We start from the raw sequence: 13,666 nt of genomic DNA, 5'->3' as shown, positions 1-13,666 counted from the left end.
GGTCTTTCCTCAGGCTGTCAGGACAAAAACGTCCATGTAGGCGTCTTCATCACAGGTTGCTTCCAGCCCCGTGGCACTGTGCCAGAAACGCTGGTCATTCAGCACCACAAATTCCCCCTTATCGAAGGTATGGCTGATAAAGGGCGCGCTGTCTTTCGCGGTATGTACCTGAATTTCACCGCCTTTGATGTTACTGCGCTCGATAACCACCACCGCAAGACTCTGAAAGCCATCCTGATGCACGCCTTCAGGGGCCGCTTCGGTCAGGGCATCATTGTTGGCAATAATCCGCATCTGGTGTACCTCGATTGACTGTTCATCGCGGACACCGGCTTTCTCTTTAAAGCTGCATAACATGCCTTTAAAGGCTGCAGTTTCGACGACATCATCCTCGATCTCCGGATAAACACGCTCCACACTGCCCTGAAAAGTATTTATATCGCTGCTCTGTACAAAAGCTTTGGCCGGCAGACGGGTAAGTTGTCCCTGCTGAATACTGAAGTGGGAGAAGCGTCTCAGGCGATAGGCGCCGTCCAGATAGGTACTGGGTGGCAACGCTTTAAATGACGGTGCCAGACACTGCACACTCTGTTCTGCCAACTGGCCAAGCTCTAGCAAAAATTCTTCTGATTGAATCATACCCTGTACCTCTGCTAATCACGGGAGTGCTGATCACCGAACGTTCTGACATCCGCTCTGATCAGCTAACTGAACGCAATAGTGTAGCGGGGAAGGCGGGCATACACTTCGCTATATATGCAGTATCTCGGTACAACTGTGGTTTAATTATTCAACTGAAGAACAATTAAAGAATAAATTATGCGTACGAAGAGTAAGATATACTCAGCTGCTCAGATATGATTTCGCCAAGAAGCCTGAATGACACCAAGTAAGAAAGCAGGGGAATGGTAAGAAGGGCAGACGGATCTCCCGGTTATCCGGCAGCCGAGAAGGCCATCGCAGGCCCCCGGAACAATAAGCGGTATGGTTCAGGTCTGCGCATACAGTTCTGCAATATAAGCTTCACGTATTGCCTGAATCCGTCCTTCGGTCTCCATTTCCAACAGGACTTTTGCCAGCCGCGGCACCAGGCTGGCATTTTTCTTATGCAGGTAGTGGTAAAGCGGGTAAACCTGCAGAACACTCTGATAAAGGGAAGTTTTATGGCGTTTGGCGAATTCCAGCGTCAGAGGAATACTGGTAAGCCGGGCAATGACGATCACACTGCAGCGTTGCTTACCCAGCATACTGAACAGCTGATTGTTAGAATTCACCACCGTTACCTGACGGTTGCCAACCCCTTTTTCAGCAAATTTTACCCCGTTGCGAATACAGACCCCCGGGACCGACAGATCTTCCCAGCCCTGCATGGATAAATCACTCCGGGTAGTGATTCCGACACCTTCCATGATTCCCACCGGCACGGGTACCATCATCAGATTCGGATACTTCAGATGTACATCTTTTATCCGGTACAGCTCACCGTCTACGGCACCGGAATTGGCATCATGGATCGCGCGCTGCGCAGGTCTGCCACTGACACGGATATCAATGCCCAAACGCCCGTAAGCCTCTTTCAGCACCCGCTCGGCAATCACGGCATAAGACGACTTTTCAATCGTCGTAAATTCCATCACGTTATGGGCAAATACGATGCCCGGAAATAAAAAGATAAAAACAGCCGCGTATTTTATTATTCTCATCTGATGTACAGCCTCTGACTACGATACGTCATAACTCGCTGAGTTATATCCCGACTATCCCGACAATAGAAAACTTATCTTTTCATGCACGCTGAGCTGCGGTTCAGCCCTGAACGGTTTCCCCTCTGTATGCCGCATCAAAGAATGCCCGTTCCAGACGCATCGCTGTTTCAAAGCATACGGTGGCCTGTTGTTGCTGATCAGCATCCAGCTGCGGCCAGACCTGATCCAGCTGGCCTCTTAAGTATTCCACCACATCGCTGAACCCCTGTCCTGAATGCAGATCAATCCATTCCGCAAACCAAAATGGTAAATCAGCCCCGTAGCCGGTATAACGCTCTGCCCAGGTAAGGTAGGTCCATTCTGCCGCCACCAGCACCGCCATCATCTGTTCATAACGGCCGGAATGGCGGGCACTGTCCATTAACTGTAAAAAGGCGAGAGTTTCAGGTGCTGCAGGCGCAGCCTGTTCTTCAGGGGGCATTTCCAGCGCCACAAATGACCGCTGGAAATAGGTATTCTCAGGCCCGGTCACCAGCGCCAGAAACTGCGCCGCCGGGATACTGTCCTCCAGACGGGGTGCATGGGCAATGGCGGAAGCCAGCAAACGCACAAAGGATTCAATGAACTGATAATCCTGGGCCAGATACCATTTCATCTTATTCAGAGGTAGGGTCCCCTGAGCCAGTTCCCGGCAAAAAGGATGGTCTGTAGCAGCCTGCCAGTCATCCAGGCAACCGGCACACAGCTGTTCAGTCGGTCTCATTTACAACTCCCTTAATTCTGACACACCGGGTCACCCGGTCAGGTGTTTTCAGGAAACAGAAACTGTAACAAAAAACACAACCTGTGTGAGCCGCCAAAAATACCGCAGAGCAATCTTATTATGTCGGCAGGAATCCTGAGTTCTGAAAACAAAAAAGCAGCCAAAGAGGAAAATCAAACCATCAACGCAGATAAAGCCTGTTTAGCTGGCTTTCTCAACCGTTGCAGTTGTCTGAGCCGGAGCGGATCCAAAGCAGTTCTGTTATCCCTAGTGAAAGTTCTCAGTCTGCATGTGTTAAGCGAGCGATAAAACAAGACCAGTTGATCGTATAGCGTCTGCGCCTTCTTCTGTCTGTCTACCGGAAGATGCAACAGAAGCAGAACTGGTTCGTGAGGGATTGAGGCAAATACCAGGCAACACTGCGGGCTCAACACTCAATAATGCGGACAAAGTGATTACAGCCATTCGTAAAACCTACCCATGCTAAGCAAATGAATGTTAAATTGAAAAATGGAAAATCTACATCTGAAAAATCCAGATTTGTGAATAGAAAAAGAGCAGCAGTCATTACTCATTAGCCATAGCTGCTCTGTGTTCAGTTTTCGGAGAGTGTCATGAAAAAAAGATCAAGGCCTGCAGGAAAGGAGTACATCGCTCCATGGGAACAGGCGTTCGATAAAGTTCTGAGTCCTGTAGAAGAATTTATTCACCGGCAAACAACCAGTGGCGTGTTGTTAATGTTATGCGCTGTGGTCGCATTATTTATAGCCAACGGACAATTTTCAGAGACTTATTATCAGTTTTTTAAACAGTATCTCACTGTTGGGCTGGACAACTTTAATATCTCGAAATCACTGCACCACTGGATCAATGATGGCTTAATGGCTATTTTCTTTCTGGTCGTTGGTCTGGAGCTAAAGCGGGAATTACTGGTTGGCGAACTGGCTAATTTAAAACAGGCATTACTACCAATCATCGCAGCAGTTGGCGGTATGGTTGTTCCTGCTTTGATTTACTATGCGATTAACCCTACTGGCCACACAGCTGACGGCTGGGGTATACCAATGGCAACGGATATAGCCTTCGCGTTAGGCGCTCTGGCACTGCTTGGTAAACGTGTTCCACAAAGTCTCCTGATGTTTTTAATTGCTGTTGCGATTGTCGATGATCTGGGAGCAGTGATAGTAATCGCGCTCTTCTATACAGAAACAATTAACGTGTCAGCACTGGGGTTAGCAGCATTATTTATACTCTTGCTTACTGCTTTGAATCTGGGGGGAGTACGTCGCTTAAGTCCATATTTGATCGTTGGTGCTTTCCTGTGGATTGCCATGCTTAAAAGTGGTGTACATGCCACACTTGCCGGGGTTATTTTAGCGTTCACCATTCCGATGAAACCTAAGTATGATCCAAAGCGATTTGTGTCCTTAATTGGCGACAGTGTCGACAAGATAAAGCAGGCTTATAAACGGGATGAGAACATCATTACCAATGATGACTTACGATCCAAAGTGTGTGCTTTAAGTAATGGTGCATTTCTGGTGCAGGCGCCGGCACAGATTTTGGAAAGCAAGCTGCATTTACCATCTGCTTACATCATCATTCCAATTTTTGCTTTAGCAAATGCAGGAGTGGGTATTGATATGTCAGATCTGGGCAGCGTTGTGACACATCCAGTCACTATCGGCATCGGATTAGGGCTGGTCTTTGGTAAGTTAATTGGTATTGCTGGCCTTACCTGGATAGCAATAAAGACCGGTCTGTGTAATCTGCCGAAAGATCTGAACATGAACCATATTATCGGCGTTGCTCTGATGGGAGGTATCGGCTTTACAATGTCTATCTTCATTGCAGAGCTGGGTTTTGTGAATCATCCGGAAGATCTCTTAATGGCTAAGAGAGGTATTCTGTTTGCCTCATTCACTGCCGGTATTTCAGGGTTTATCTGGCTATTTATGACGTCTAAAACGCCAAAGAACAAACCGGCAGCCTCCGGCAGCACAGAAGAAAAACTGATCTGATTACAAATCAGGGCAGGAGGAAAGCTTACCTACAAGCAGTATTAAGCTTTCCTCTATTGCGTTGAGATAAGCTACGCACTCTGCTCAAGTAATATTGCCTGAAAGTTTCACTGCGACGTTTTACAGATGCTCTGTCTGGTTTCATCTAAAATGAGATTCGACATCTGATTGTCGAATCTCATATAGCGTGAAACGGTGAAGCCAAGAATCATAGGAACGCTCATTTGTGAGATTTTTGCACATCTAAAAATCTCATAAGTAGTGAAACCGTTCTCAACTATTCTCACATAGAGTGAAACAACCAAGAGCACTCTGGAAGCTATCACTCTCCTGAGTCGAACTCCTGCTGTAGGTTATCCTCAACCCAAGTATCCATCTGATCTACTGTCTCAAACTCATGGGTTTCCCCATCATATTCTACAGTAAGATTTATATAGTCCGTGCTATATATGGTTTCATTATCAATCTTTAAGTATCCCATGGTCACTTACCTTTAATGTACTCATACACGAATAACTCTTGCTTTAGTGTTACTTAAACTATGAAAAGAGTCACAAAATAAATGAGCCACTAATTAAGCGGCTCATTTTTATATTGATATATCAATCGATATTATCGGAACGACTTCCATTCGGGTTAGCCCGAACATACTCGACACCATTGACTTCAACCGTGTGAACACCCTGATGCAAACCATTGTTCACTTCTCTTACCAATTGTGAACGACAAACAGTACCGCGCCCTTGGACGGTATATGATTGATTTTCCCCATTGGTTCCATCTGCATTTCCAGAAATACTACTAGCTTTAGCCATATCAAAGGCCCTCATAATTAACTTGTTAGTAATGAAAGCCAGGCGTGGCTTGGCTTGGCTTTCAGACATTGCTTCACTTCACTTAGAAATGAAAATCAAAGTGCTATCGCGGAAGGGAGCGCCAATGGGTACGTACTTGTTCCCAACGTCCAAAGCGAAAGCGAGGATAAGTAGTGACACGCACAACTTTAAGCTTTTTCATAAAAGCACCTCTTTCTTTTGATTAAGAGGTTCTTGTAAAGCAAAGCAACAAAAGTTAATCTGGAAGTGTATCGCTTCGTATAACTCTTGGGGCTGTAGACCTCTGTTATACAACCCTCCAAAAGCATTCCTACATGCTTTTGGTTGCCTTACTAAGGGTATCTAGCATCCTACTGCTAGTTACCCTAACTTACTCTCTATTACCCTTCTTCATTACTTCTCCAAACACCACTATATGGTGTAATAATCTGCCTAAACACACTAGATATAGATCGAGTATAATTCCGCTCAAAAAATATGCAACCATATTTGAAAACAAACACGTGTAGTATACCACACCAATGCGTATCGATTACAACACGCATTCACATATCATTATGATACGCATATTGCTTAAAAGTATACCTAATGTATAATTTGAACCTCTAACAATAAGTAAAGATGCAACTATCATGGATACATCTCTTAGCTATCTAGAGCTACAGAATATTGCCGGAAACAAGGCTGAAAGGCTGGCATACATAGACTTTAAGGTGCACTTCACAGGATCTATCAAGCGCAATGATCTCAATATTGCATTCGGATTAGCCGACGCTTCAGCCTCACGACTACTCTCTGACTACATAAAGCTAAGACCGAAAAACCTTTATCGAGACCCTTCACGAAAAGTGAACGTCATTACTGAATCTTTTCAGCCCTTGATCAATATAGATCCAGTGGTGGCATTAGGTATGCTTTCTCATGGTTTTAATAAAAACAAGCTAATCGATAACCCAGTACTGCCTTATGCCCGAATTGGCGCATTAACGAATGTATTGGAAAGGGAAGATGTTGCTAAGATAACTCGTGCGATGTTCAACGCTTCAGCGATTGAGTGCCACTATATCTCTAGCAATAGCAACAACCACAAGAAACGTGAAATTTTACCATTGAGCCTTTTATTTGATGGCCGCTACTGGATATTTCGAGGCTATCAACGCTGCGAGCAACGTCCTGACAAGTTTAAAAACTTCAACTTCAGTCGGACTACATTAATTAATGAACTAGACGTTGAAAACAAGCAGAAACCACATGAGTCTTTGGCTGCTGATAGTGCGTGGAATGAAAAAATTCCACTAGTCTTAACTCTGCATCCGAATTTAACTGAAGATCAAAGGAAGTCCGTACGAAAAGACTTCGGCATGTCAGCTGACAGTAATGAGCTAATACTAACTGAACGTGCAGCATTACTGTGGATATTGAAACGCCGCTGGTTCATTGATACTAGAGAAAAAACTACAACTGAAAATAACGAATACTATAACTTCTATCTGAAGAATCGAGAAATGTGTCTTTCTCATGTATAAATCTTCATATAAAAAAGCAGCCATAAGGCTGCTTTTTTAGTTTTCGTTTCATTCTAAATGAGACGCCGTTTCACAATTATGAGACAGCATTTCATCTCAAATGAGATTTGACAAAACCCATCAGAAATCCAGGTTGGATACGTTCAGGGCGTTGGTTTCAATGAAGTTCCGGCGTGGTTCCACTTCGTCACCCATCAGGGTGGTGAACAGCTGGTCGGCACCAATGGCATCGTCGATGGTAACCTGCAGCATGCGACGTACTTCCGGATCCATAGTAGTTTCCCACAGCTGATCCGGGTTCATCTCACCCAGACCCTTATAGCGCTGGATGCTATGGCCACGCTTCGACAGGTCCATCAGCCAGTTCAGGCCCTGCGGGAAGTCAGTAGTTTCAAGGGTACGTTCGCCACGCTTGAAGTAAGCAGTTTCTTCCAGCAGGCCGTTCAGGGTGTCGCCCAGCGCGGTCAGCGCTGCGTAGTCCTTCGATTCGAAGAAGGTCTGATCGAACAGATACTGGCTGCTGACGCCGTGCTGTAATACGTTTACTTCTGGCAAGAAAGTACCTTCATGCTCTTTATCTTCGTGTGCACCGCTGGTGTATACGTCACCGCCATCCAGTGTGTCACCCAGGCCGTCACAGACCTGATCAATCCATTCAGATACCTTCTGGTCATCACGCATGTCCGCCACTTCCAGACGCGGCGTATACACCATCTGGCGCAGGATCGGCTCAGGATACACCCGGGATAGGCGGGCAATCATACGGTCGACGTTACGATACTGGGATACGATGTCTTCCAGTGCGGTGCCGGTAATGCCCGGCGCATCGGCGTTAACGTGCATAGAAGCACCGTCCATCGCGCCCTGCAAGAGATAGTTATCCAGTGCATCGTCGTCTTTAAGGTACTGTTCCTGCTTACCTTTTTTGATCTTATACAGCGGCGGCTGGGCAATATAGACATGGCCACGCTCAATGATCTCAGGCATCTGACGGAAGAAGAAAGTCAGCAGCAGGGTACGGATGTGCGAACCATCCACGTCGGCATCGGTCATGATGATAATCTGGTGATAACGCAGCTTATCGGCGCTGAATTCTTCCCGACCAATACCCGTACCCAGTGCAGTGATCAGGGTACCGACTTCGGCAGAGGTCAGCATCTTGTCAAAACGGGCCTTCTCAACGTTCAGGATTTTACCCTTCAGCGGCAGAATGGCCTGGGTTTTACGGTTACGGCCCTGCTTGGCTGATCCGCCAGCGGAGTCACCCTCCACCAGGTAAATTTCAGACAGTGCCGGGTCTTTTTCCTGGCAGTCCGCCAGTTTTCCGGGCAGGCCGGCGATATCCAGTGCACCTTTACGGCGGGTCATTTCACGGGCTTTACGCGCCGCTTCACGGGCCCGGGCCGCATCGATCATCTTGGTAACAACGGCTTTGGCGTCCTGCGGGTTTTCCTGCAGGAAGTCGTTCAGCAGTTCATACATTGCCTGCTCAACCGCGGTTTTCACCTCGGATGAAACCAGTTTGTCCTTGGTCTGAGAAGAGAACTTCGGATCTGGCACTTTAACCGAGATAATGGCCGTCAGACCTTCACGGCAGTCATCACCAGTGGTGCTGGTTTTGCCGGTTTTGTTCAGCTTTTCGCTTTCAATGTAGGTGTTCAGACCACGGGTCAGCGCAGTACGGAAACCCGATAAGTGAGTACCGCCATCACGCTGTGGAATGTTGTTGGTAAAGCAGTGAATGCTTTCCTGGAAACTGTCATTCCACTGCATGGCCACTTCCACACCCACACCGTTTTCATGGGTGGTGTTAAAGTGGAACATTTTGTTGATCGGAGACTTGTTGTTATTCAGGAATTCAACGAAGGATCCCAGACCGCCTTCATAGGCAAACAGTTCTTCATCACCGGAACGCTCGTCTATCAGACGAATAGCCACGCCGGAGTTCAGGAACGACAGCTCACGTAAACGCTTGGCCAGCAGGTCAAATTTGAATTCGATGTTCTTGAAGGTGTCTTCAGATGGCCAGAAACGGCACAGCGTACCTGATGTGTCTGTCTGGCCAACAACCTTCAGCGGCTCGTCAGGCTCACCGTGACGGTAAGTTTGTTCATGCACGTCACCGTTACGGCGGATGGTCAGCTTCAGCTTGGAAGACAGGGCGTTTACAACGGATACACCTACACCGTGCAGGCCACCGGATACCTTATAAGAGTTGTCATCAAACTTACCACCGGCGTGCAGCACGGTCATGATAACTTCAGCGGCAGAAACACCTTCTTCTTCGTGGATATCTGTCGGAATACCCCGGCCGTTATCCGATACACTGACGCTCTCATCAGCATGGATAATGACCTTGATTTCACTGCAGTAGCCGGCCAGTGCTTCATCGATGGAGTTATCCACGATTTCAAACACCATGTGGTGCAGGCCGCTACCGTCATCGGTATCGCCGATATACATACCCGGGCGCTTGCGAACCGCATCAAGGCCCTTTAAGACCTTAATACTGGAAGAATCGTAATCCTGATTTTCGCCGCTCATAAACTCTCCTGATGCTGGGTGACTAATTCACCCTGGTGTATCTCATGGAAACTCACCTGAGTCTCCTGAGACCAAAACTCGCTCAATGTTGTTTTATCCACACAGGTGATAAAACACTGATTACTGGTTTTTTCTAAGTAGCTGCAAAACAACCGGCTGTGCTGCTCGTCCAGTTCGGACGGTAAATCATCAATCAGATAAACACAGGCCCGGCTGTTGAGCTTATAAAATAATGCACCCTGTGCCAGCTTTAATGCGCTGACAACAATCTTCTTCTGGCCCCGGGAAAGCCGTTCTGCAGCATTATGTCCGTCGGCCTTAACCCTCAGGTCAGCCCGCTGCGGCCCGGCACTGGTAAAACCCTGTTTCCGGTCCCGCACTAAATTATCGGCCAGCACGGCATCCAGACCGCGTTTCTGATCCCAGCCGCAGCTGAATCCCAACTCTATTTCGAGGTTTGGCAGCAGGCCTGCAAGTACCTGATCGAACTCAGGTTTGAGCAGCGCCAGATAGTCTTCCCTCAGGTGGTTCAGCTGCTCAGAATAGGTGACTAACTCACGGTCCCATATCTGGCGCATTGAAGGATCGATTTTACCATATTTCAGCAAAGAATTACGCTGTTTTAAGACTCTTTTAAAGCCTCGCCACAGACGAATAAACAGCGGATCCGTATGAAACACGCCCCAATCGATAAATGCCCGCCGGATTGCCGGGCTGCCTTCCAGAATCTGGAAGGTTTCAGAGTTAATGACCTGAATCGGTAACAGCTCAGCGAGGGTGGTTAAATCAATGTCTGCACCGGCATAACGCATGCGGCTGGCGCCTTCCAGGCTGCGCTCCACGCCTAATGGTTGAGATGTTCCCGTTGCCATCGCATCCACTTCAGCAAACACCAGACACTGATCCGTACCACTGCGGATCAGATGACGCAGCTTGTTGGTCCGGAATGAACGGGTCAGGCCCAGTATATGAATGGCTTCCAGCAGGCTACTTTTACCGCTGCCATTGGCACCGTGGATAATGTTGATATGTGCAGAAGGGGTGAAGCTGATGTCAGCGAGGTTGCGTACCTGCTGCACCCTGAGAGTAGTTAAGGGCATAGACGCGAAGGGCAGGTGATCTCAGACATTAAAGGGAGGACTCACGCCCGCCGTCACAAAACGGTGCCGGCGGGCGTGAGGAATTACATACGCATTGGCATAACAACGAACAGGGAACCGCCGTCGTCCAGACCTTCAACCAGCGCACTGCTGTTAGAGTCAGACAACGTAAAGCGAACCACTTCAGAGTTCACAATCGACAGTACATCCAGCAGGTAGTTAACGTTAAAGCCGATTTCCAGGCTGTCACCATCGTAATCCACTGCAACGGTTTCTTCCGCTTCTTCCTGTTCCGGGTTATTCGCCATGACCTGCAGGTAACCACTGGTCAGGGACAGGCGTACACCGCGGTATTTCTCATTCGACAGGATCGCGATACGGCTGAATACCTGACGCAGTTCCTGCCGGGTGCCCAGCATGAACTTGTCGCCACCCTGAGGAATAACGCGCTGATAATCCGGGAACTTGCCGTCAACCAGCTTGGAAGTGAAGGTAAAATCACCGGCATGGGCACGGATGTGATTAGCCCCCACAACCAGGCGTACTTCTTCGTCACCGCCCTGTAACAGACGGGCCAGTTCCAGAATACCTTTACGGGGTACGATGAACTGATGCGGTGAGGTGCTGTTGGTTTCAACGTCAGTCACACTGGTGGCCAGACGGTGGCCATCGGTGGATACCGCACGCAGGGTATTATCGTTCACTTCCAGCAGCATACCGTTCAGGTAGTAACGGACGTCCTGCTGCGCCATGGAGAAGCCGGTCTGATCGATCAGATGGCGTACCTGGCTCTGGGATACCGTCAGCTCGAATGCTTCGGGGCTGTCTTCCACATTCGGGAATTCAGCAGCAGGCAGGGTAGACAGTGTAAAGCGGCTGCGGCCAGCCTTGATCACCATCTTCTGACCGGTCAGCGTCAGCTCGATAATGGCGCTGTCCGGCAGTGACTTACAGATGTCCATCAGCTTACGGGCCGGCACGGTAATAGACCCTGCTTCAGCCGGCTCTTCCAGCTCAACCCGGCCAACCAGTTCCACTTCCAGGTCTGTACCTGTCATCGACAACTGGTTGCCTTCGGCGACCAACAGAATGTTTGAAAGCACTGGCAACGTCTGGCGACGCTCAACGACACCGGCAACCAGCTGCAATGGCTTGATCAGCGCTTCTCTAGAAATAACAAACTTCATGTTTTCCTACCCTTCATTAATCAGAGACCTTGCACGTTGTAGTGAGCAAAGGTCGCAATCTGCAAACTACGCCGTTAAGTGACGTAACAGGTTCTGATAATCCTCTCTTATATCCGTATCGCTCTCGCGCAATTCTGCCACCTTGCGGCAACCATGCAAAATGGTTGTATGATCACGTCCACCGAAAGCATCACCAATCTCAGGCAGGCTGTGATTGGTCAGTTCCTTGGACAGACTCATTGCCACCTGGCGGGGCCTTGCAACTGAGCGGCTGCGACGTTTGGACAGCAGGTCAGACACCTTAATCTTATAGTACTCGGCAACCACGCGTTGGATGTTATCTATACTAACCTGTTTGTCTTGCAATGCCAGCAAGTCTTTCAGGGATTCTTTAATAAACGGCGTGGTAATGGCGTTGCCGGTGAAGTGCGCGTTGGCGATGACCCGCTTCAGGGCACCCTCCAGCTCACGCACATTGGAACGAATCTTTTGAGCCAGGAAGAATGCGGCATCATCCGGCAGACGGACCTGCGCTTCTTCGGCTTTCTTCATCAGAATGGCCACCCGGGTTTCCAGTTCCGGCGGCTCAATCGCAACGGTTAATCCCCAGCCGAAGCGGGACTTCAGCCGTTCTTCAACGCCGTTGATCTCTTTCGGATACCGGTCGCTGGTCAGGATCATTTGCTGACCACCCTCTAACAGGGCATTGAAGGTATGGAAAAACTCTTCCTGGGAACGCTCTTTGCCGGCGAAGAACTGAATATCATCGATCAGCAGGGCATCCACCGAGCGGTAATACCGTTTAAAGTCGTTAATCGCATTCAGTTGCAATGCCTTTACCATGTCGGCAACAAAACGCTCTGAGTGCAGATACACAATTTTTGCGTTCGGGTTACGCTGCAGCATTTCCATGCCAACCGCATGCATAAGGTGGGTTTTACCCAGGCCAACACCACCATATATAAACAGTGGGTTGTAAGAGCCGCCCGGGTTATCTGCCACCTGCTGGGCTGCCGCCAGCGCCAGCTGGTTAGACTTACCCTGAACAAATGAATTAAAGGTAAAGGCCTTATTAAGGTTCGACTGATGCCGAACACCGCCTTCAACTTCAACCACCCGGTTGGTTTTTGGCACCGGCGCGGCTGGCGCGGCAGCCACAATTTCTTCAACACTCGGGGCTTCGGTAAACGGCTTCGCTTCAACAAATCCCCTCTGCGGTTCAACAGCACCAAAACCGTTGTTATCAACATCTATGGCTAACTGGGTCGGGGCATCTTCCGGCGGCAACACTTCAACCGGCTGACGCGGCGGCGGAGCCGGGCGGCTCGGCGCAACCGGGGCCACCGATTCAGCAAACTGCGCCATCGGGGCCGGGCTTGGCCGGACCGGACGCTGTACCTGAGGTGGCGCCGGACGCTGGCGGAAGCCTGCCGTGCTGCGGGCCGCTATATCAATGCTGACTTTGCCGCTGATATCGCCGGACACCGCATTAACAATCTCACGGATACGGCCCAGATATTTATCATTCACCCAGTCTTTGACGAACCGGTTCGGCGCCAGCAGCACCAGTTCACCGGTAGCCTCAGGGGAAGCTTTTAAAGGACGGATCCAGGTATTGTATTGTTGTGCGGGGAACTCCTGCTGAAGACTCTGTAAGCACTGTTCCCATAACTCAACGGACATATATCAACCTTGCACGGCGTAGTGGCCTGTGCGACACAGATGTTTCTTAATTGTCGCGACAATGAATAATCAGCCGATAATACCTGTTCTGAACCGGCTTATCCACAGTTAGATGAGGCTGTTACTAATTCTTTTTACAGCACGATTTTCAAGCAATTAAAGTGCCTTAAAATGATTATTTTTTAAACAAGCCGCACATAAATCAGACTATACAGAGCTTAGGAACAGTTAATATTCAGACTTATAAACACGACAGACAATTAAAAAATAAAGATTTTTTTAAGTTATGAACAGTTTTTT

10 protein-coding genes are annotated in these 13,666 nt (G+C 48.6%); 2 read left to right on the top strand and 8 right to left on the bottom strand.

Annotation, left to right across the window (positions count from 1 at the left end):
- Positions 1 to 9: 9 nt before the first annotated feature.
- The 3 genes from PCI15_RS00050 to PCI15_RS00040 all read right to left on the bottom strand — a co-directional run bounded on the left by PCI15_RS00050 (position 10) and on the right by PCI15_RS00040 (position 2,469).
- Entirely contained in the window at positions 10 to 639 is a 630-nt protein-coding gene (locus PCI15_RS00050; RefSeq protein WP_271272327.1) for a 2OG-Fe dioxygenase family protein, read from the bottom strand.
- 350 nt (positions 640 to 989) lie between these two features.
- On the bottom strand, positions 990 to 1,703 hold the full coding sequence (locus tag PCI15_RS00045; RefSeq protein WP_271272326.1) for a transporter substrate-binding domain-containing protein: 714 nt from the start codon (positions 1,701 to 1,703) through the stop codon (positions 990 to 992).
- A 103-nt stretch (positions 1,704 to 1,806) separates the two neighbouring features.
- Positions 1,807 to 2,469 (bottom strand): TenA family protein, encoded by a 663-nt coding sequence (locus PCI15_RS00040; RefSeq protein ID WP_271272325.1) that lies wholly within the window; start codon positions 2,467 to 2,469, stop codon positions 1,807 to 1,809.
- A gap of 614 nt (positions 2,470 to 3,083) precedes the next feature.
- On the opposite strand from PCI15_RS00040, the gene nhaA reads away from it, so the two are divergent.
- Positions 3,084 to 4,490 carry a Na+/H+ antiporter NhaA gene (nhaA, locus tag PCI15_RS00035; RefSeq protein ID WP_271272324.1) on the top strand — a complete coding sequence of 469 codons (1,407 nt, stop codon included), beginning with the start codon at positions 3,084 to 3,086 and terminating at the stop codon, positions 4,488 to 4,490.
- 602 nt (positions 4,491 to 5,092) lie between these two features.
- On the opposite strand, the gene PCI15_RS00030 is transcribed toward nhaA, so the two are convergent.
- A complete protein-coding gene (locus PCI15_RS00030; RefSeq protein ID WP_271272323.1) occupies positions 5,093 to 5,374 on the bottom strand; it encodes a DUF3892 domain-containing protein in 282 nt (93 codons plus the stop codon).
- Between the two features lie 584 nt (positions 5,375 to 5,958).
- Between PCI15_RS00030 and PCI15_RS00025 the strand changes: the two genes are divergently transcribed.
- Positions 5,959 to 6,852 (top strand): BrxR family helix-turn-helix transcriptional regulator, encoded by an 894-nt coding sequence (locus tag PCI15_RS00025; RefSeq protein ID WP_271272322.1) that lies wholly within the window; start codon positions 5,959 to 5,961, stop codon positions 6,850 to 6,852.
- A gap of 120 nt (positions 6,853 to 6,972) precedes the next feature.
- On the opposite strand, the gene gyrB is transcribed toward PCI15_RS00025, so the two are convergent.
- The 4 genes from gyrB to dnaA all read right to left on the bottom strand — a co-directional run bounded on the left by gyrB (position 6,973) and on the right by dnaA (position 13,366).
- The gene (gene gyrB / locus PCI15_RS00020; protein WP_271272321.1) at positions 6,973 to 9,396 is read right to left on the bottom strand and encodes a DNA topoisomerase (ATP-hydrolyzing) subunit B; all 2,424 of its coding nucleotides are present in this window, start codon (positions 9,394 to 9,396) and stop codon (positions 6,973 to 6,975) included.
- Positions 9,393 to 10,496 carry a DNA replication/repair protein RecF gene (gene recF / locus PCI15_RS00015; RefSeq protein WP_271272320.1) on the bottom strand — a complete coding sequence of 368 codons (1,104 nt, stop codon included), beginning with the start codon at positions 10,494 to 10,496 and terminating at the stop codon, positions 9,393 to 9,395. The genes gyrB and recF overlap by 4 nt, the downstream gene beginning before the upstream one ends.
- Positions 10,497 to 10,579: 83 nt before the next feature.
- On the bottom strand, positions 10,580 to 11,683 hold the full coding sequence (gene dnaN / locus PCI15_RS00010) for a DNA polymerase III subunit beta (protein ID WP_271272319.1): 1,104 nt from the start codon (positions 11,681 to 11,683) through the stop codon (positions 10,580 to 10,582).
- A gap of 66 nt (positions 11,684 to 11,749) precedes the next feature.
- Entirely contained in the window at positions 11,750 to 13,366 is a 1,617-nt protein-coding gene (gene dnaA, locus PCI15_RS00005) for a chromosomal replication initiator protein DnaA (protein WP_271272318.1), read from the bottom strand.
- Between the last annotated feature and the right edge of the window lie 300 nt (positions 13,367 to 13,666).

Source organism: Aliamphritea hakodatensis (assembly GCF_024347195.1).
In the GTDB taxonomy this organism is placed as follows: Bacteria; Pseudomonadota; Gammaproteobacteria; order Pseudomonadales; family Balneatricaceae; genus Amphritea; species Amphritea hakodatensis.
The sequence above is the reverse complement of the archived record's forward strand: the minus strand, read 5'-3'. Positions and strand labels throughout refer to the sequence as shown.